At 40.3% G+C, this 18,472-nt stretch carries 16 protein-coding genes and 1 other annotated feature; of the genes, 12 read left to right on the top strand and 4 right to left on the bottom strand.

Features of this window, described 5'->3' with window-relative positions; translation table 11 throughout:
* Positions 1-277: 277 nt before the first annotated feature.
* Positions 278-1,309 (top strand): serine hydrolase domain-containing protein, encoded by a 1,032-nt coding sequence (locus tag QNI29_RS13135; protein ID WP_231416957.1) that lies wholly within the window; start codon positions 278-280, stop codon positions 1,307-1,309.
* Positions 1,310-1,646: 337 nt separating this feature from the next.
* Entirely contained in the window at positions 1,647-2,711 is a 1,065-nt protein-coding gene (locus tag QNI29_RS13130; RefSeq protein ID WP_231416956.1) for a mechanosensitive ion channel family protein, read from the top strand.
* 146 nt (positions 2,712-2,857) lie between these two features.
* On the opposite strand, the gene QNI29_RS13125 is transcribed toward QNI29_RS13130, so the two are convergent.
* Positions 2,858-3,622 (bottom strand): YibE/F family protein, encoded by a 765-nt coding sequence (locus tag QNI29_RS13125; RefSeq protein WP_231416955.1) that lies wholly within the window; start codon positions 3,620-3,622, stop codon positions 2,858-2,860.
* Positions 3,619-4,755 carry a YibE/F family protein gene (locus tag QNI29_RS13120; RefSeq protein WP_231416954.1) on the bottom strand — a complete coding sequence of 379 codons (1,137 nt, stop codon included), beginning with the start codon at positions 4,753-4,755 and terminating at the stop codon, positions 3,619-3,621. Before QNI29_RS13120 ends, QNI29_RS13125 begins: the two co-directional genes overlap by 4 nt.
* A 290-nt stretch (positions 4,756-5,045) precedes the next feature.
* Between QNI29_RS13120 and QNI29_RS13115 the strand changes: the two genes are divergently transcribed.
* The 5 genes from QNI29_RS13115 (at position 5,046) to QNI29_RS13095 (ending at position 9,601) form a co-directional block, all read left to right on the top strand.
* Positions 5,046-5,897, top strand: a complete 852-nt coding sequence (locus QNI29_RS13115) for a VOC family protein (protein WP_231417587.1) — start codon at positions 5,046-5,048, stop codon at positions 5,895-5,897.
* A 133-nt stretch (positions 5,898-6,030) separates the two neighbouring features.
* Positions 6,031-6,366: a winged helix-turn-helix transcriptional regulator gene (locus QNI29_RS13110; RefSeq protein WP_231416953.1), complete on the top strand. Its 336-nt coding sequence runs from the start codon at positions 6,031-6,033 to the stop codon at positions 6,364-6,366.
* 251 nt (positions 6,367-6,617) lie between these two features.
* Positions 6,618-7,208: a TetR/AcrR family transcriptional regulator gene (locus tag QNI29_RS13105; RefSeq protein ID WP_231416952.1), complete on the top strand. Its 591-nt coding sequence runs from the start codon at positions 6,618-6,620 to the stop codon at positions 7,206-7,208.
* Between the two features lie 16 nt (positions 7,209-7,224).
* Positions 7,225-8,508 carry an MFS transporter gene (locus QNI29_RS13100; protein ID WP_231416951.1) on the top strand — a complete coding sequence of 428 codons (1,284 nt, stop codon included), beginning with the start codon at positions 7,225-7,227 and terminating at the stop codon, positions 8,506-8,508.
* A gap of 52 nt (positions 8,509-8,560) precedes the next feature.
* Positions 8,561-9,601 (top strand): alpha/beta fold hydrolase, encoded by a 1,041-nt coding sequence (locus tag QNI29_RS13095; RefSeq protein WP_231416950.1) that lies wholly within the window; start codon positions 8,561-8,563, stop codon positions 9,599-9,601.
* Between the two features lie 83 nt (positions 9,602-9,684).
* Here QNI29_RS13095 and QNI29_RS13090 read toward each other — a convergent pair whose 3' ends face one another.
* Positions 9,685-11,820 carry an HYR domain-containing protein gene (locus QNI29_RS13090; RefSeq protein ID WP_231416949.1) on the bottom strand — a complete coding sequence of 712 codons (2,136 nt, stop codon included), beginning with the start codon at positions 11,818-11,820 and terminating at the stop codon, positions 9,685-9,687.
* A gap of 154 nt (positions 11,821-11,974) precedes the next feature.
* Positions 11,975-13,225 (bottom strand): tyrosine--tRNA ligase, encoded by a 1,251-nt coding sequence (tyrS, locus tag QNI29_RS13085; RefSeq protein WP_231417586.1) that lies wholly within the window; start codon positions 13,223-13,225, stop codon positions 11,975-11,977.
* 37 nt (positions 13,226-13,262) lie between these two features.
* Positions 13,263-13,490: a binding site (T-box leader), on the bottom strand.
* 236 nt (positions 13,491-13,726) lie between these two features.
* Here tyrS and QNI29_RS13080 point away from each other — a divergent pair.
* From QNI29_RS13080 to QNI29_RS13060, 5 genes are all read left to right on the top strand, one after another.
* Positions 13,727-14,098: a VOC family protein gene (locus QNI29_RS13080; protein ID WP_231416948.1), complete on the top strand. Its 372-nt coding sequence runs from the start codon at positions 13,727-13,729 to the stop codon at positions 14,096-14,098.
* A 1-nt stretch (position 14,099) separates the two neighbouring features.
* Positions 14,100-15,323 (top strand): MFS transporter, encoded by a 1,224-nt coding sequence (locus QNI29_RS13075; RefSeq protein ID WP_354665906.1) that lies wholly within the window; start codon positions 14,100-14,102, stop codon positions 15,321-15,323.
* A gap of 22 nt (positions 15,324-15,345) precedes the next feature.
* Entirely contained in the window at positions 15,346-15,750 is a 405-nt protein-coding gene (locus QNI29_RS13070; protein ID WP_231416947.1) for a YhfM domain-containing protein, read from the top strand.
* A 159-nt stretch (positions 15,751-15,909) separates the two neighbouring features.
* Positions 15,910-16,785 (top strand): hypothetical protein, encoded by an 876-nt coding sequence (locus QNI29_RS13065; RefSeq protein WP_231416946.1) that lies wholly within the window; start codon positions 15,910-15,912, stop codon positions 16,783-16,785.
* A 390-nt stretch (positions 16,786-17,175) separates the two neighbouring features.
* A complete protein-coding gene (locus QNI29_RS13060) occupies positions 17,176-18,468 on the top strand; it encodes a DUF3137 domain-containing protein (RefSeq protein ID WP_231416945.1) in 1,293 nt (430 codons plus the stop codon).
* Positions 18,469-18,472: the final 4 nt, after the last annotated feature.

The raw sequence follows: 18,472 nt of genomic DNA, 5'->3' as shown, positions 1-18,472 counted from the left end.
AAAGCATCTCAAAACTGCTTCGTTTAATTCATTTTACCATATCAATATTGATTACTGCTGCAAATTAACATGCAGTTCACCCTACAATTTCACATAAAAAAGTAGTTCAGTGGGGTGCAAGTTGTAAATATTGCACTTTAAAACTGAACTGATCACCTATAAATAGAAGGTTCTTTTTGGTGGAAAATAAGGTTGTGTAATGCGAAGGGTTTTGAAATAATTGGAATGCTACGAGAATATATTGGTGACCTTTTATCTTTAAAGAGGAGTGGATGAATTGCAATTAAACCATACCTACACAAACGCATTTGAAGATGTACATACTCATGTGAAAGAAAGTGCTAATAAGTTAGGGGCAAGTGGTGGGGCCTTATATATGATTCAAAATGACAAGGTGATAACCGAGTCTTATTTTGGCTATCAGTCTGAGGACCCTAACGCTCGAAAGGTTCAAGGGGGTACTCAATTCCACATTGCCTCTGTAAGGAAGGCTTATATCGGATTTGCAGCTGCGTATGCAATCTACCATGGTTACTTTTCTATAAATGACCCAATTTGGCATTATGTTGAAGATTCTCATTTATCCCCGTATGAAGGTGTAACCATCCGTCACTTATTAACCCACACACATGGGTTACAAATAGTGGATGGGGAATTAGTTCGTAACTTCCATCCTGGGGAATCATGGGCATACCGCGGCCCTAGCATTGATTTGCTGACAAGCATTATCCATAAAACTACAGGACAATCCGTTGCTGAGATTGTAAAAGAGCAAGTATTTGATCCGGTCGGCTTCCAATCTACAGAATGGATTAAGATGAGTCAGCCACATTCCAAAATAGCAAGCACTATTCGAGATACTAATAACGTCTATTGGACTGAAACAGATGTGGTCGATGGTTCAGGAATGAATATGTATGTGTCTGCCCGAGAGCTTGCGCTATGGGGATATCTACATTTAAAAGAAGGAAAATGGGGAGATCGTCAGCTTGTTCCTAGAGAAATTATTCAATTGGCGACATCCATCCAGACACCTGATCCGAGTCTTCCGATCCATAAGAACGGATGTTTATGGTTTGTCAAAGACACGAACTATAGCTTTAACCAACTTGGTGACGGAGTACCGAAGGGTTCCTATCAATTACTTGGGTATACAAATGTTGCGCTGCTTGTGATCCCAGATGAAGACCTCGTTGCAGTGAGAATGTTTAACCGATACGGTTCTTCTGAAGGATTCGATTATCTCGAGGACATTCGTTCTTTTGGAGATATGGTTTATCAATGTGCTGCAAAGACAAGTGCTACATGATAAGAAGCTAGAGCGAAAAAGGGGACTGATCAACTCCTTTATAATTAGGAACATACTTAGTAGCAACTCCGAATATTTATGAATAAAATCAGTTCAAAAAAACCTCTTAAGAATGTCCATCATAAGGACTGAGATTATTCCTCCTTACCATATCAATAGGTATATCAAGAAGGGAATTTGATGTTTTTGTCGAAAAAAAGAGTAGAAGGACGATTTCATATCTACCAGGGATATTGAATAGATTAGTAAAATAGCAACCACAAGGGTTGCTTATTTTATTTGAAATAATCCTTTTGAAAAGCATAAGAAGTATATGTTGGAGGTGTTAAACCTGTTCATGGAATCACTGAATATGTGGCAGTGGGGAGATATCATAACAGTATCTTTATTTGTAGTCGGGATCATTTTGTTCCGATCGATATTATCTCTTTTCATTAAACGGGTTTTCCGAAATAAAGAAGGGGTGCGGCAAGCGCTTCTTTCCCTTATAAAGTGGTTTACCTATAACGGAATACTTGTATTTCTGATCGTTTATTTCTCTGATTCTAAATGGCTGTTTTATAGCTTTTTCTCAATAGGTGAAGTAAACGTTACTTTGTTTTTAATCCTCATTGCTTTGTTAATCATCACGCTGGCAAGTCGACTTTCTAAAATTCTTAATCATTATATTCTTCCATTCTTTTATGAACGTCACCAATTAGACAAAGGCTTGCAATTTACAATGGAACGCATTATCCATTACGTAATTATGGTGATTGCTGTTTTTGTAAGCTTAACGACCGTCGGGATTGATCTGAGTGCTCTAACAGTATTTGCCGGAGTGCTTGGGGTAGGGATTGGATTTGGAATGCAAAATATTGCATCCAACTTTATCTCAGGACTCATCTTACTGTTTGAGCGACCGATAAAAGTAGGGGACCGTGTTATTATTGATGACGTAATCGGTGACGTGGAAAAGATCAGCATGCGAGCTACCGTTGTTCGTACACTTGAGAACGAGCATATTATTATTCCGAACTCTTACTTTCTAGAAGAAAAAGTCGTGAACCGCTCCTTCTCTGACCCAAGACTTCGCCTCACCGTTCCAATCGGAGTGGCTTATGGGACCGATGTTCTTCTTGTAAAGGAGATCCTGTTAACCATTGCTAGAGAAGCAAGGGTGGCTAACTCTATCATTTTAGATTCACCAGAACCATTTGTGAATTTCACAGGCTTTGGTGACTCATCTTTGGATTTTGAACTATTCATTTGGATCTCGAACCCTGAAGAAGTCATTCGAATTAAAAGTGATTTGAACTTTCGAATTTATGAACAATTAAACCATTACGGTGTTGAGATTCCATTTCCACAGAGAGATTTGCATATTAAATCCGGCTATCCCATTCAGGAGAAGGAGGATTAACTAGCTAGGTTGTTTCCTTTCGGTTAAACCTGAGCGTGAGGTGTGCTTGGAAACCACCCGATTTCCTGTTGGAATTGAAATCACGTTTCCCATTAAAGAGTCTAAAAAAGGTTCCTTCGGTTAAGATCGAAGGAACCTTTTGTAAGTTAACTCGTTTGAGCTTTCTTCACCGCAACATAAGCATTAATCCACGAAGTAATAGGGATGATTAGTGCAATCCCAATCCCCGCACAAAAGATCGTAATCATTTCAGAACTAAAAACCTTTGAATTGACGATTTGTCCAATGGAATAATCTAGATCGATAAACCAAATAAGCAAAGCCATATACCCGCCAAAAAAGGCGAAGAATAATGTATTCGTATCCGTGCCAAGAATATCCTTCCCGATCCTCATACCAGATAGGAATAAATCTTTTCGACTAATGGTAGGGTGGTGTAGCAAGGTTTCACCCATCGATGATGTAATGGAAATCGCTACTTCTGTAATGGCCCCAATCGTGCTAATGATAATGACAGATGCACCGATTTTGATGAAATCGACTCCAACAAACAAGGAGTATGGAGCAATTTCTTCTGACTGCTCTTCGCTAAATCCTTGAATCATCGATAAGCTTGTTATGACATCAATTAATAGCAATAAGACGGCAATCGTAATCATCGTTGAAATGAAAGCTGTAATGGTTTTCCTGTTTACTTCATTGACGAAGAAGAGATTAATACAGCTAAAGAGAGCGCATGCAATGATCGTTAAGATAATAGGGTTCATGCCTGGTGATAACATGAGAAAAATCGCGATCAGAAGGACCACAAAGTTGATAAACAAAGAAAGGAACGATAGTGCTCCTTTACTGCCTCCAATAAGCGTCATTAGAACAAATAAAATTACAGATAGGATCATTAATGCATTCATATACTATTCCTCTTTCGTTTCACAAAAAATATAGAAGTGTACACAGCTATCGGAATGGTTAAGACGATTCCAATTCCACCAGCCAGGGCACGGGTGAACTCCAATGAAAGGTTCATCGATAGGGTGAACCCTAAAGCAGAAGAATTTTTTAAGAATAATATGATAGATGGTATAGAACCACTGGCATAGACGAAAAACAATATGTTCGTGAGCGTCCCCATTACATCTTTTCCGATATCCATTCCTGATTGGTGTAGCGCTTTGACGCTAATTGTGGGATTGCTCTCATAGAGACCAAAGATGGACGATGAAATGGTTATGGCGACATCCATAACAGCCCCGAGTGACCCGACGAACAGTCCAGCCATGAAGACAACTTTATAAGGTCTGGTAAGAAACTGCATTTCTTCATATCTTAGTCCACTTCCTGCTGTAAACTTAATGACCACATATGTAATCAATAAAGAGAGAAAGATTCCAATGAGCGTGGATGCAATTGCTGCATACGTCATTTCATTGAAACCATTGAGTAGTAATAAAGAGATGACTGTAAACAGAATGACTAAAATACCACTGATCCACAACAAACTCCAATTTCCATGATTGACGTATACATCAAGGGCGTAAAACATGAGTCCTGCGTTAATAGTCAAGCTAATTAATGAGAATAAGCCCCGTCTTTTCCCTACAACGAGTAACATTAAGATAAAGAACCAGCCCACTAATACAACGTATTTATCCCGTTTTACATCTAAAACAGAGCCGGATAATTTCCCTTCAGCGGAGCGGTTATCCACAGAAATAAACAATTCATTACCTGCCTGATAATGTTGATCATAGGCACCGGAAATGGAATATTTATTTGTTAAATGAACGGTGTCTCCCTTTCTTTCTCCATTTTGAATAACAGCGGTTAGTTGCTGCGTTCCAATTTGGTCTTCATTTCCATGTTGATCCTTCACATTTTCCTTATTTTCCAATTGAGTGTCTGTAACTTCAGCTATGGTTCGTTTGTAAAAGGAACTATTATGATTCACAAAAACCATAGAAGCGATAAAACAGATACCAATTAAGGTAGTAAAGATCCATTGCTTGTACGTTAATCCTCTAATTAGATCTACAATCCATTTCAAAAAAAAGCCTCCATTCTTAAGAGGGAAAGTTACATATATGGTAAGAAGCTTTCCATATTCTCTTTAAACACCTGAACAATCATAGCAAATGGAAGAAGATAAACACAAACCAGAATATCCTAAATCATGCGGGGTATGGAAGTCCTCTTTAAAAGTATACTTATTAGGGCCATGCCGCGCCCCTTGTGAAAGTATCCTTTATGAAACCAGGGGAGGATTAAGTGCCTTCTTGTTAGTCGTTGTAAAAGGGAATATAGTAAAGCTAATGAGTTTATGAAGGGATGAGGAATATGGAAAGAACGTTCTTTCAAGATCCGGCTATTCGAGTTGGGGAAGTTGCATTAAAAGTTCAGGACTTAGAAAAATCAAAAACATTTTATACATCTATACTGGGATTGAAAGTTATCGAGGAAGATAAAACGAGGGTTGTGTTATCCTCGGATGGGATAACACCTCTGGTGAGAATCGAGCAGCCAGAATTGATTGAACCCAAGGATCGAAGAGAGGCAGGACTTTATCATTTTGCCATTCTTTTGCCTAATCGGAAAGATCTGGCTACGTTTATTTATCACCTATCTGAGAATGGTATCCGTTTAGGTGCTGCTGATCACCTTGTGAGTGAAGCATTATACTTCGATGATCCAGATGGAAATGGGATTGAAGTTTATCATGATCGTCCTACACACCAGTGGAAGCGTGAAGATCAACAAATTGTCATGACGGTGGAGCCACTAGACGGGGACTCGATTCTATCAGAGTTAAATGGGGAGAAATGGAAGGGAATGCCTGAAGAGACGGTTATCGGACACATCCATTTACACGTGCGTGATTTACAAGCAGCAAAAGATTTTTATTGTAAGGGTCTTGGTTTTCAGACGACGTTTGATCAACTAGATAAGGCCCTTTTCATCTCAACAGCCGGGTATCATCATCACATAGGATTAAATACGTGGAAAGGAGAAAAAGCTGAATCACCTTCTACTAATCGGGTTGGTCTTCAGCACTATTCTCTTATCTTTCCTGGATTAGAAGCGAGACAAGAAGCTATTTACCGCTTGGAGAGCTTAGGTTATCGTGTGAACGAAGATAGGATGTTAATCCATGATCCTACAGGGAATGTTATCAAACTAGATGTGAAGTAACTTTATAAAAAGTCCCGACATGAACAAAATGTCGGGACTTTTTTAGTTTGAATTCATCACATAAACGTAGTAACGTATTAAGCAGAAAAGTTCTTACATCGAGGGACTATCTTGTTGTGGAAGGAATGAGAGAATGTCTATACCATGTAAAGCGAATGAAGTTCTTGAACTTTTAACCGGAAAGTGGAAACATATTATTTTATTTCACATGATGGAGCATGAAACACTCCGGTTTAGTGAATTGCAGAGATTAATTCCAACTATTACTAAAAAAATGCTAAGCACTCACTTAAGAGAGTTTGAACATCATCAAATAATCAACCGAACGATCTTTCCATCTGTCCCCCCAAAAGTTGAATATACGTTAACCGATTACGGAAAAGAACTAAAGCCCATTATGGAAACCCTGCATAAGTGGGGAGATCAACATGCCAAACAGTTCGAATCAGAATCCACTGACTCTGTGTAGAATAGGGCAGAGATGGTTGTAGGCGTTCTTTTATATATGAAGGTGTCCTGACTCCTTTCCTTTTGAGGGAAGGGGTTTTTTAGTAGGGATATAAGAATAAGTTGATGCTAAGGGTATTTCGAAATCTTGTTCCATAAGGTCGATAGCAGAACAAGAGAATACGCACTTGTTATGGAAAACTTTACAAATCGAAAGATGAAAGATATAATAATGATTGATTAATCAATCATTATTTATTGGGAGAGATTATAATGGCCATGCAAAAATCATCAGAAAAAAGAGAACGTATACTTCAAGCTGGTATTCAAACGTTTGCGGTTAACGGATACTCTACTACCACTATTAAGGAAGTGGCTAAAACAGCTGGAGTAAGCTATGGGACCGTTTTTACGTATTTTGAAAATAAGGAAGATCTTTTTAAAGCATCTGTACTCGAGCCTTTAGAAGAAGTTAAATCCGTAATGTTCAGCATTCCGCATCCTTCTGAACATCCTGCGGAGCAGATTAAAGAGACTATTGAGAGGCAGTTCCGTTTCTTTGCCCAACAAACCACTTACGCTCGCATGCTCCAATATGTAATCGGTCAACCAGAACGGTTCCCGGATCTGTTTAAGGAACTTGATCAATTTTCCCTTCACCTGAGGGAGGCTCTTAGACCTCTTATTTTAAAGGGGCAAGAGAAGGGGGAGCTCATTCAATTAGAACCGAATGATATTAGCGATTCTTATTTGTCGTTTATTAATGGGGTTCGTCTAACGTTTATCGATTCTGCTGAGGAAATGGAGCGATGGGATACATTCATTCGCCAGGCTTATCTATTATTTGGTCCGAGTAATCCATAATACGAGGAGGGATTGTATGAAGTTTAAAGAGCTGCATCGCAATGTGAAGATAAGATTGATCACTCAGTTTTTCACTCGATTCTCCAACATGATGGTTCTTCCATTTCTTGCTGTGTATTTTGCTCAAAAAGTGGGTGAAGTCGTAACGGGTTTAATGGTCATCAGTCTTATTGGCTTTGGAATAGCAGGAGGGATCATTGGTGGCTTCTCCTCTGACCGAATTGGGCGAAAGAGGTTAATGGTATGGTCAGAAGTAGGAGCCGCTATTGCTTTTCTCGCAATAGCCTGTATGAATTCCCCTTGGTTTGATGCTCCTTATGCCACATTCGGTATTTTTATCGTTGCTATGTTCTTCGGTGGGGTCATCGGTCCCGTTTCTCAAGCCATGGTGTTAGATGTCACTTTTAGTGAAAACCGTCGGTATGTGTTTACGTTATTGTACTGGGTTGGAAACATGGCTTCAGCTATTGCTGGAGTAGTAGGTGCCCTCTTGTTTCAACATTATCTTTTTCAACTGTTCCTAAGTATATCCGCTGTCTCATTATTATCTGCCATCATCACACAGCTGTTCATCACTGAATCCTACATAAAAACTCCAATAAAACCATCAAATCCAGAGGCCAAAGACAATATGTGGACTAATTATAAAACCGTTTTCGGGGACCGCATATTCGTAATGCTTCTGTTTGCGGCGATCTTGGTTTTATCCCTTGAGGAACAACTTACAAATTTTTTAGGCCTCCATTTTGTTCATACCATTGAAACGCAGAAATTGAGCAATATCCCATCCATAAATGTTCAAATTGATGGCTTGTTGATGATTGGGATTTTGCGTTCAGAAAATACTTTTCTCGTAGTCTTTGCGGCTAGCTTTATAACGTGGTTCATTAAGAGATGGAGTAATCACACTGTTTTAGTAGTCGGGTTAATCTCTTATACGGTCGGGTATGCCTTGTTTATATTTGTCAGTTCCCCGCTGATATTAATTGGGCTAATGGCTATTGTAACAATCGGCGAACTCATGTATATCCCCATTAAACAAAGCATGTTAGCTGACTTGGCTCCTGAGGATAAGAGAAGTTCGTATTTAGCTGCCTTTCAGTTCACGGGATACATAGCGATGCTAGTAGCCGCTCTTGGAGTGGTTATAAGCGGTCTTATTCCAGCGTGGGCTATGGGGGTGAAGTACGTTGTTCTTGGTTCATTAGGACTAATTCTGTTTTTGAAAGTGAACAAGAATCTTCTTTTAAACAAACAAAAGATTAAAGAGGAACAGACGGAAAGAGTAGAACATTTTTAAATAAAAATGATTGATTAATCAATCAATAAAAATTGGATGTGGAGGTGATCATATGAAAGACAAAAGAGTGTTGGTCAAAACCCTGAGTTTGGTTGGATTGATTTCCATTATGTTGATAATCGTTGCCCTATTCTTCCCCACCTGGACTCCAAAAGTGAAAGGTGATAACAGTATCAGTACATTAGAACAAGTCAATCTTAATGGGACTGGTCATGAAATTATGATACGTGGGCAAGACCGAGGCCATCCTGTGGTTATTTTTGTGCATGGCGGGCCTGGTTCTTCCGAATTAACCTATGCAGATGCTTATCAGAGCGGTTTAGAAGATCAATTCACTGTAGTGAATTATGATCAGAGAGGAACAGGAAAGTCTTATCATTTCTTGGAGGACTATTCGAATTTATCTTCTTCGGTACTAGTGGAGGACTTATTAGCATTAACCGACTATGTTTCAGATCGACTGGAGCAAGAGAAAGTCATTCTGGTTGGGCACTCTTATGGTACTTATATTGCTATGCAAGCTGCCGCTAAAGAACCAGAGAAATTTGAAGCCTACGTTGGTATTGGACAAATGAGTGATGTCGTTAAAAGTGAGGTGGAGAGTTGGAATTTTGCAATGAAGGAGGCAAAAGCTGCGGGGGACCAGGAGGTGGTGGAAGCGCTCCAAGATGTGAAGATGCCGGTGTATAGCGGAGAGACTGTAACCCCGAGAAGATCTATTATGAAGTATGGAGGAGCAACGAGGAAGATTGAGAATCCTGATAAGAACCTGGTTGGGAAAATGTGGAGTAGCGAATACAACTTAATGGACGTGATTCGCTACCTGAGGGGAATTTCTATCTCTCAAGAAGCATTGCTGCCGGAAGTATTTGAACACCCTCTGCCTTCAATCGTTACAAATTTGGACGTTCCGGTTTATTTTATAATGGGAGATTATGATTACCAGACTTCTTCTGCGGCGGCTAAAGACTACTTTGACACGATTAAAGCAAAGGAAAAGGGGTTTGTCAGATTTGAAGAATCGGCCCATTATCCGCAAATAGAAGAAAAAGAAACGTTTGAGGCATGGATGGAAGACACGTTTGCACAGTGAAAGGAAGGCTTTGGGTAAATAGGTTGTCCCGCTGACCTCAATCAAAAGTTAGAACTGTAAAAAAAGCTCTAACTTTTGACTACTTAATCCATTGTTTCAATTTCACGAATGATCCTGCATGAGCCATCACGAACCCTTGCTTCAAATGATGTGTCCTCCGGATAACAAACGATAACTTCATCATGGGTTGTCACAATAGCTTCAACTGTACAGATACATTCATTATTACAGCGATAGGTAAGAATAATAGGGACTGAGATTTCGATTGGCACTATACTTAGTTCAGGCTGTTGTGGAAATGGTTGAATAGTACCCACAATATCAAAAGTACTTTCATCAGATAGTACTCGACATGTTTTTGTAATCGTTTGGCCGGCGTTTTGGCAATCTAGTATGGCCACGATACACTCATCTGGGAGAGGAATGGTTACTCGTTCAGTAGAGCAGAACACAATCCAATCATATACTTTATTAGCATTTATACAATATGAGGGTGGTACGTTGTTTTGGGTAAACGTTAGTTGATCTGAGGGAAGTTCTGTTGGAAGCTCAAGTGTGATAGGGGCGGTGACATCGACTTCATTCGTAATACGAACAAGAACGTCCGCACTCAGTTGATTGATTTGGGCTACTCTGACGCTAAACGTACATTGGCTCTTATTTCCGGATGCATCTGTGGCAGTACAGGTTACAGGGGTTGTGCCTACAGGAAAGAAGTCGCCTGAGGAAGGAGTGCAGTCTGCTGTTGCTCCCTGGCAGTTATCGGTTACTGTTGGATTCGGGAAATTCACAATTGTCCCTGGTTCGCCGGGGCCAACGCCAACTACCACATCAGCAGGGCAGGTGATAACGGGTGGTTCTGTGTCATTTACAGTAACGCTAAAGCTACATTCACCCTGGTCCCCACTGGCATTTGTTGTGGTGCAGGTAACATCAGTGGTTCCCACAATAAACGTTTTTTCTTCGGTGATCGTCACTTCTTGTTGAGGGGGAAAGAAAGTCTGAGTGTTTCCGTTGCAAGTTATTTCGACTATGCCACAATCGTTACTTCTAGCTGTGACCTCGTAGCTAACCACCGCTGAACATTGGCCAGGATCATTTGAAACGATGATATCATCGGGACATAAAATGTTAGGATTACAAACTTGCGCAGGTTCAGTAAGAAAGGGGAAGTAATCTACATTCCCTACAATTGAACCTGGAGGCGGCCCGGAAGCATCCCCCCACCAATTGTCCTCTGCGTCGAGAGCAGGTGGAATCGATGAATTATAAAAAAGCTCACCGGCAATGTTGTTAAAAATGTTGTTGCCTGTAACAAGTACATTGGTTGGAAGGTTTCCATCTTTGCCGATGCGGACTCCATAAGTTAAACCACCAGGTTCTCCATTATCGCGAACGCAGTTATTCGTAATCGAAATTGAGTCAGGCCGCCCGTCAATATAGATGGCACCGTTGTCACTTCTGGTGTTATAGATTTCATTTCCATCAATGAGGGTGTTACTCATTCGAAGAGTGATTCCATCCTGAGCGACATCGTAAACGATGTTATTACGGATCACACCTCCTGTTAGATTGTCATCCCCACTGTCGCCGAGCTTAATTCCGTCATTAATACGAACATCGTGAACAATGTTTTGTTCTATGATGAAATCACTGGCTTCATAAAAATACAAAGCAGCATTACCGGATCGAATGTTGTTTACTTCATTGTAGCTTATGGTGTTGTTGGTAGATCCACAACAAACGTTTATGGCATCTCCTGCTGTATCATAAACATGGTTGTAGGTAATCAATCCATCCCTTATTGCGCGTAATTGTATTCCTTCATCAGTAAGACTATTGTGAACAATATTGTAACTTACAATTGGTCGAAACTTGATGGGAACAGGTGAATATATTAAATCTCCGTTACCGTTACGAACTTCAAACCCATTAATGGTCACATCATCGGCTTGGATGATAAATATATTCGAGAGTGCACCACCCCCATCCACAATTGCTTCTGTAGTCGGATCACCAGGGATTCTTGTGGTCGAGCAAATGGGTCTTGGATCAACATCGGCCTGGGGACCTAATATCGTAACAGGTTTAGTAATGGTGATAGAAGCTGCGGGTGTGTACAAGCCTGCTTCAACATAAACGGTGCCCCCTGGATCAACATTATCAATCCCCTCCTGGATTGTGGGATAATCGGTTGGAACATACACTTCAGTAGCCATGGTATTCTCCTTTCTATTAGACATGTACTACTATGTATATTCCAAAAAGTATAAAGAGGTATAGGCATTGAGGGGAGGGGACTGGCCTGATTTATAAATAGTCCAATGTCTTAGGTATGCATAGGGGAGAGAGGGGACAAATATTTAGTAAGGTTTAGGGGTTCACTTTAAGCCTTACAAATTTCCTCTTTCCCACCTGTACGACAATTCCATCAACAACTTCTATCATTTGTGAAGGATCCATTACTTTTTCCTGATTGATGCGGACACCACCATTTTGGACCATCTTTCTGGCTTCGCTTTTAGAAGGCAATAAATTCAACCCTTTCACTAAGTCAATAATGCTGATACTTGTTTCGAGCTCCCAAATAACTTCGGGCATATTTTCTGGCATCTTATTCTTACCGAATACATTAGCGAAATTTCCTTGGCTTTGATCCGCTTCTTCTTTGCTGTAGAACAACTCTACTAAGGAATGAGCGAGACGAACTTTTGCATCTTTCGGATGGAGGGTGCCATTTTCAAGCATTGATTTAATCGTCGAGACTTCCTCGATGGAGAGGTTTGACGTTAACTCAAAATACTTCACAATCAACCCATCTGGAATGGACATGGTCTTACCAAATATGTCGTTCGGACTTTCGTCTACTCCGATGTAATTGCCTTTCGATTTAGACATTTTCTCAACACCATCGAGACCTTCGATCAGTGGCAAAAGTAAGACGACTTGCTTCTCTTGCTCATAGTGTTCCTGAATTTGGCGCCCGAAGAGGACATTAAACTCTTGATCGGTTCCCCCGAGTTCTATATCTGATTGTAATGCATAAGAGTCATACCCTTGCATAACCGGATAGAAAAATTCATGAAGATAAATCGGTTTATGGGATTTGTAACGGTTGTGGAAGTCGTTTCTTTCTAACATGCGGGCGACCGTTACCGTGCTTGCTAACTCAAGAACTTTAGAAAAATCAAAGGTGGATAACCATTTGGAGTTGTAGTGAAGTTCTACCTTTTCCATGTTAATGACTTTCCCGAATTGTTCGTAGTACGTGTTCGCATTATGCTGTACTTCTTCATCTGTCAGGGCTTTTCTTGCTGTGTCTTTCCCAGTGGGATCGCCAATCCTACCGGTGAAGTCCCCGATAATAAGCTGGATCCTATGTCCAAACTGTTGGAATTGCTTCAGTTTATTTAATACGACCGTATGGCCTAAGTGTACATCAGGTGCAGTTGGATCTAGACCTAATTTTACTTTCAATGGTTGCTTTTTTACGATCGACTTTGCGATTTTTTCTTTTAACTCTTCTTTTGGAACGATTCGTTCCACTCCATATGATAATACTTCGAACTGTGTTTGTAGCTCCATTTGTTGATTGTTGTTTAATTGGTTCACAAATTTCATAATCCATCCCCCTTTTAACATACAAAAAAGCACGCCCCAATCATGGGACGTGCTTCTATCACGCGTTACCACCCAAGTTAAAGAATGAGCTTAAACTCATCTTCCACTTAACAAGATATCGGATTTACCGTCTGATTCTACTACCTGCTCGGTTTCCAATCAGAAGCTCAGGAAAGTAATTCACATAAATATGTGTGTCGATTCACAGCAACCATCGACTCTCTGTAACAGGGATATTTATCCTACTCTGTTCCGTCATTGCATCACGTATGAAATTAAGAATAATAGTACGGCTGTTGGTGGAGTTTGTCAAATTTTATTTTAATGGAGTCTAAAATATGCAAGTTAGAGGAGGGAAATATATCCTTTCGTAGAAGTGGGTAGGGATGCAATCTTCTACAATAGGAGCTGTGGATGGTAAAAGCAATATCCGCTTAATGAAAAAGGATTAGAATGCTAGTTTAACAACATAGAAAGGAAGATAGGATGAGTATCTTATTTAGGATGGAATACTATGTCAAAGATATAGAAAGATCTTTAGACTTTTATCAACATCTCGTAGGGTTAGAGCTATACGGGAAGAATGAGCGTGCTGCACGATTCAATTATGATTGTTTCTCACTTTTGTTAACTTCAGAAGAGGTGCTTAATAAGAAGCAAGAAGAGCGAAACTACTTCAGTCGAAATGGAATGGCACACGGTAAAGGGAACGGAGCTGAGATGATTATCGTAGTTGATCGACTTGAAACGGTATATGAGCGATTTCAGCAAGCGGACTATCCTGTTGTAGTGGGGATTCAGTCGTACCCATGGGAAATGAGGGGTTTCAAAATAGCTGATCCAGATGGAAATCTGATAAGGATTACTTCTGAGTAAGGTGAAGATACTGGCTTGGAAGAATCCGTTGTTGTTGCTGTCAGGGGTTGGAATTTCTTTTTTAGGAAACTGGATTTATTTAATTGCTATTAACCTGTTGATTTTAGATCTTACAGGTTCACCTGCTGCTGTAGCGGGTCTCTATGTATTAAAGCCTATCGCCGTTCTATTGATGAATGTGTGGTCAGGTAGTGTCGTAGACCGGGTGAACGAACGAAAGCTAATGGTAATGGTTGATATCCTAAGGGGTGCCCTCGTCTTTTGTATTCCCTTGCTATCCTCGCTATGGGGAATCTATGGGTTGATTCTAATTATTCATATGATTGGAGCATTTTTTGGTCCGGCTTCTTCTGTATACATAACAAAACTTGTACCTCAAACGAAACGGAAGCGGTTCAATTCATTTTTAGGAATGACAAATTCAGGAGCATTTCTGATTGGTCCTGGTTTAGCAGGGGTGCTGATTATGATGGTGGGTACAGAACTGTGTATTATAATTAACGGTATTACATTCCTGATCTGTGCCTTCTTGATCTTCCTTCTTCCTGACGATTTGGATCAAACGGGGAAAGTACGCGAACCGATGTCGTGGAAAGGCATTAGGAAGGATTGGCAAGCATTGAGAACTTTTGCTGAAAAAGCTCCATTTTTCATTACAGTCTACTTGTTATTTCAGGGTGCCATGATGGTAGGATTCGCCCTTGATTCTCAAGAAGTGACATATATCAAACAACATCTTCAATTATCTGACCAGAAATATGGGTTGATTGTCAGTATAACCGCGGTTGGATCGTTAGCCGGAGGAAGTGTAGCGGCGATTTTAGCAAATAAACTGTCTACAAGAATGTATTTAAGTGGAGGCATTTTACTTTCCTCTGTAGGATATGTGTTTTTCTACTCTTCTTATAATATGCTAACAGCGACAGTAGCTTTTATCTTTTTGGGCTTTTTTATGGCGTTTGCGAACACGGGTTATACGACGTACTTTCAGAACACGGTCCCCGTAAATCTTATGGGGCGGTTCGGAAGTGTAGCCAATATGGTTCAAGGGGTGATTCAGATCTTGTTAACGACGTTACTTGGTTTGTTCGCTCAGTGGTTTACGTTACAAGTCGTTTGCTTAATCTTAGCAGGTGCTGGAGCCATATTGGCACTTTTCCTTCTGTTCAAAGTGTTTATCCCTTCTGAGCGAAACGATTTTTCTCAACAGAACGTTTCTTTCTAAATTAATAAAGGAGGGTAAAGGAATGAGGGATTTTCATCAGAAGCACTTTTTTGTTCTAATGATTTTTTTGTTGCTTGTTGTAACAGGGTGCAGCACTTCGTTGAATGGAATCAAAGTAGACCAGGTAAAGGTTTACATAAACATCGAAAGTGAAGCCAACACAATGGTTAAAGAAATTACCGGTGAAAAGGATGAAGCAGGCGTCCTGATTAAACTTGTTCAACAAGTAAAGGAACAAGATAAAAATATAGACTTGCCACCTTCTGACTATCAATTAGTGTTCTCTCTTGAAAATGGAGAAACTCTCACTTATTCCCTTTGGTTAGATCCGGAGCAGGGAAGGGGGATTGTTATGGGAGATACTTCCCATTTTGCCGGAATCAGTTCCTCCGATGTGGAGAGGGTTGCTTCGATCATTAACGATTAACACATGCACTTCTTTCTTAATTAACAGAAAATTTAAATAAAATTTACAAAGAACACAAGACTTCTTAAAAGGTTTCGGGTTACAATAGATACATAGTTATTAAGTACCAGTTATGTGTAAGAGAATTTGTGCTCGTAATCTTTTATAGAAGGTGGTGCAGTGTTGAATCTGGTAGTCGTTTTGTGTTGTTTAATTCCTTTTATTTACAAACAAGTTTCCTGGCTTACTTACCGTGATAAACTCCTTAAAAACCCTAGAATAACGAGTAGTGTGGTCTTATGGCTTAGTTTTACCGTAGGGTTACTTCTAATAGGTCCTGAAGGCTTTTCTTCTGTTCCTGTAATCGTAGCAGGACTCGTTCTAATTCTAACAGATTATGGGTCTAATTATTCATGGATTGGTGAAGGAGGCAGGAGGATCGGGAGGCTTTCTGCAGTTTTAATTGTTTCTGTATTCGGAGACATTCAACTCAATACGATCTTCTTCCCTTCCTTACATGAGGGTATATCTCTTCATTATGTGACCATTCCTTTAACCATCATCTGGTTTCTGTTTGTGATGTCTATGGTACACCTTGCAAGTAAATTTACATTCAAGGGGACGAGAGTGCTATCAATCGTTCTATTGGTTATGCTCTTACTAGCTGTTTCTATGGGGCACGCATATGTAGTGATGTTTACAGGACTATTATTCTTATCCATTATTAGCACTCACTATGCGTATGGTGACCAAAGTACATCGACTGTAGATATAACGGGATTTATGATCGGGGTTGTCACCGTGTTCGATGCATCACAAACGGACGGAACCTTTGTACTGGGAGGGGCGTTAATCGCTATAACGGTTGTCCTTTCTATTGTTCACGGCTACCGAGTCGGAACGGCCCGTCAGAAACGAGCAATTTCATCCAGCCTTGTAACGATTGTTGGCCTTGCTCTAGTGATTGCTTCAATCCAGTATGTATTGCTCACCTTTATAGGATTAGGCCTTCTCTACTTATTCTTTTCTCATCAGGCCGAACCCGACCATGTATAAAAGAAGTCTTGCCATATGGCAAGGCTTTTTTATATGTAGAGAAATTCCATTTACTATCTCTCATAAAGAATTTGAATCTTACCGTTTTTGAAAGATAAAGATTTTGACATAAAGCTTGTTTCCGCTTCTCCATATAGGAGAAGGTGGTTCAGGAAATCGCGAAACTCCTGCGGCAGAGAGCATAGGGAAAACCACTTAGAGATCAACGCGAGCGAGGTGCCTTCCCAGCTCGCCGCGGAAAGCCAGTGATTCCCCGAACCACCTTACACTCTTTAGAATCGAACGGAAACATACATATCCTTCTTAAAGGTAGTATAAAAGTATTGTTTCTGAAAAGGTTTGGAACTTTCAGGTAGAATTATCGTACACTTTTGAGTGGGAGGGATGAATATGGAAGAAATACCAATACATATTGAGAACTACAAAGAGTTCGAAAGAGATCATCAAATAGATATAGACCAAGCAGAGAAAGTTCGGAAGCACGAATGGAGTCTTGCCAAACGAAGGATGCTGAAGAAGAGTAGTAAGGGTTTAATCATATGGGGTCTGATTCTGGCCGGGGTGACTTACCTATTGCAACTTCATTTCATATTTCCAATTATTATTGGGACCTTGTTTCCGATCTTTGTTCTGCCCTTTGTCTGGGTGCAGGAAAGAAGTGTAGCACAGGAGAGATTCACAGAAAAATACAAAACCCTCATGCATACAATGATGGAATATGCTGTTGAAGAAGCGAACAAGGAATACCGAAATCAGGGGCTACTCAACTCTTCTGGAGTCGATACACGGGATACGCTCACATTTGATTCGAACGGTGGGTGTGTCGACCGGCGTGAACTCTTGGAGTCAGAAGTCCTCCCACTCTTATCCTCTGATGTGAATGAATTTTATACAGAAGATCATGTCAAAGGAAAGATCGGAAAGACACGTTTTCAATTTAGTGAAATTCTGACGAAGAAAGTGGGGAAGAAATTAAGATACAATAGACAAAATCAACATACAAAGTATGTGCGAGTCGTGGTCCCGACGTTTGAGGGAATCGTCATGAAGCTGACACAACCTCAATATATCAGGGGGAAGATCATCCTCAGAGAACGGATAACAAGACGCTTTACACCAAGGAGAGCCGTTCGGAAGCTTCGTTACTGGATGATGAAAGTTCGTTATTTTTTCTATGTTCTGTTCATTCTTATATCGGGAGCGTTTGTTTATTCTTCATTCGATACCTCGGGGGAACATGCTACTCAAAAAGCTCAAATGATTTCTATAGCCGCCCTGGTCGTGTGCAGCGTTCTTTTTGGAGGATATGCCCTTTGGGGGTATGTAGACCGGCGCAGAAGATACAAAAGACTGAAGACAGGAAATAGCACCTTTGATCGTGCCTATATTGTAGAACACTCAGTAGAGGGGAGTGTGGAAGGTAAGATAACAAATCAACTGATGGAAGGAATCTTAAAAGCCCGTAAAACGTTACGCAACCCCATTTATCTAACGTTTAGTCAAGATAAACTGTACATGGCCATTCCGTTTGAGGCGCAGTCTCTATTCGAGCATCCTGTTTCGAAACGAGTAAGCAAGCGTTCTATGAAACAAGAATACAAAGCGTTGGCTGACTTTCTGTCTTGTATCGTGTTGATGGATGTTCATACAAGACAATATGAACAAAGATCTACCACATCGTAAAGGA

The organism is Pontibacillus chungwhensis, from assembly GCF_030166655.1.
Classification (GTDB): domain Bacteria; phylum Bacillota; class Bacilli; order Bacillales; family BH030062; genus Pontibacillus.
The sequence above is the reverse complement of the archived record's forward strand: the minus strand, read 5'-3'. Positions and strand labels throughout refer to the sequence as shown.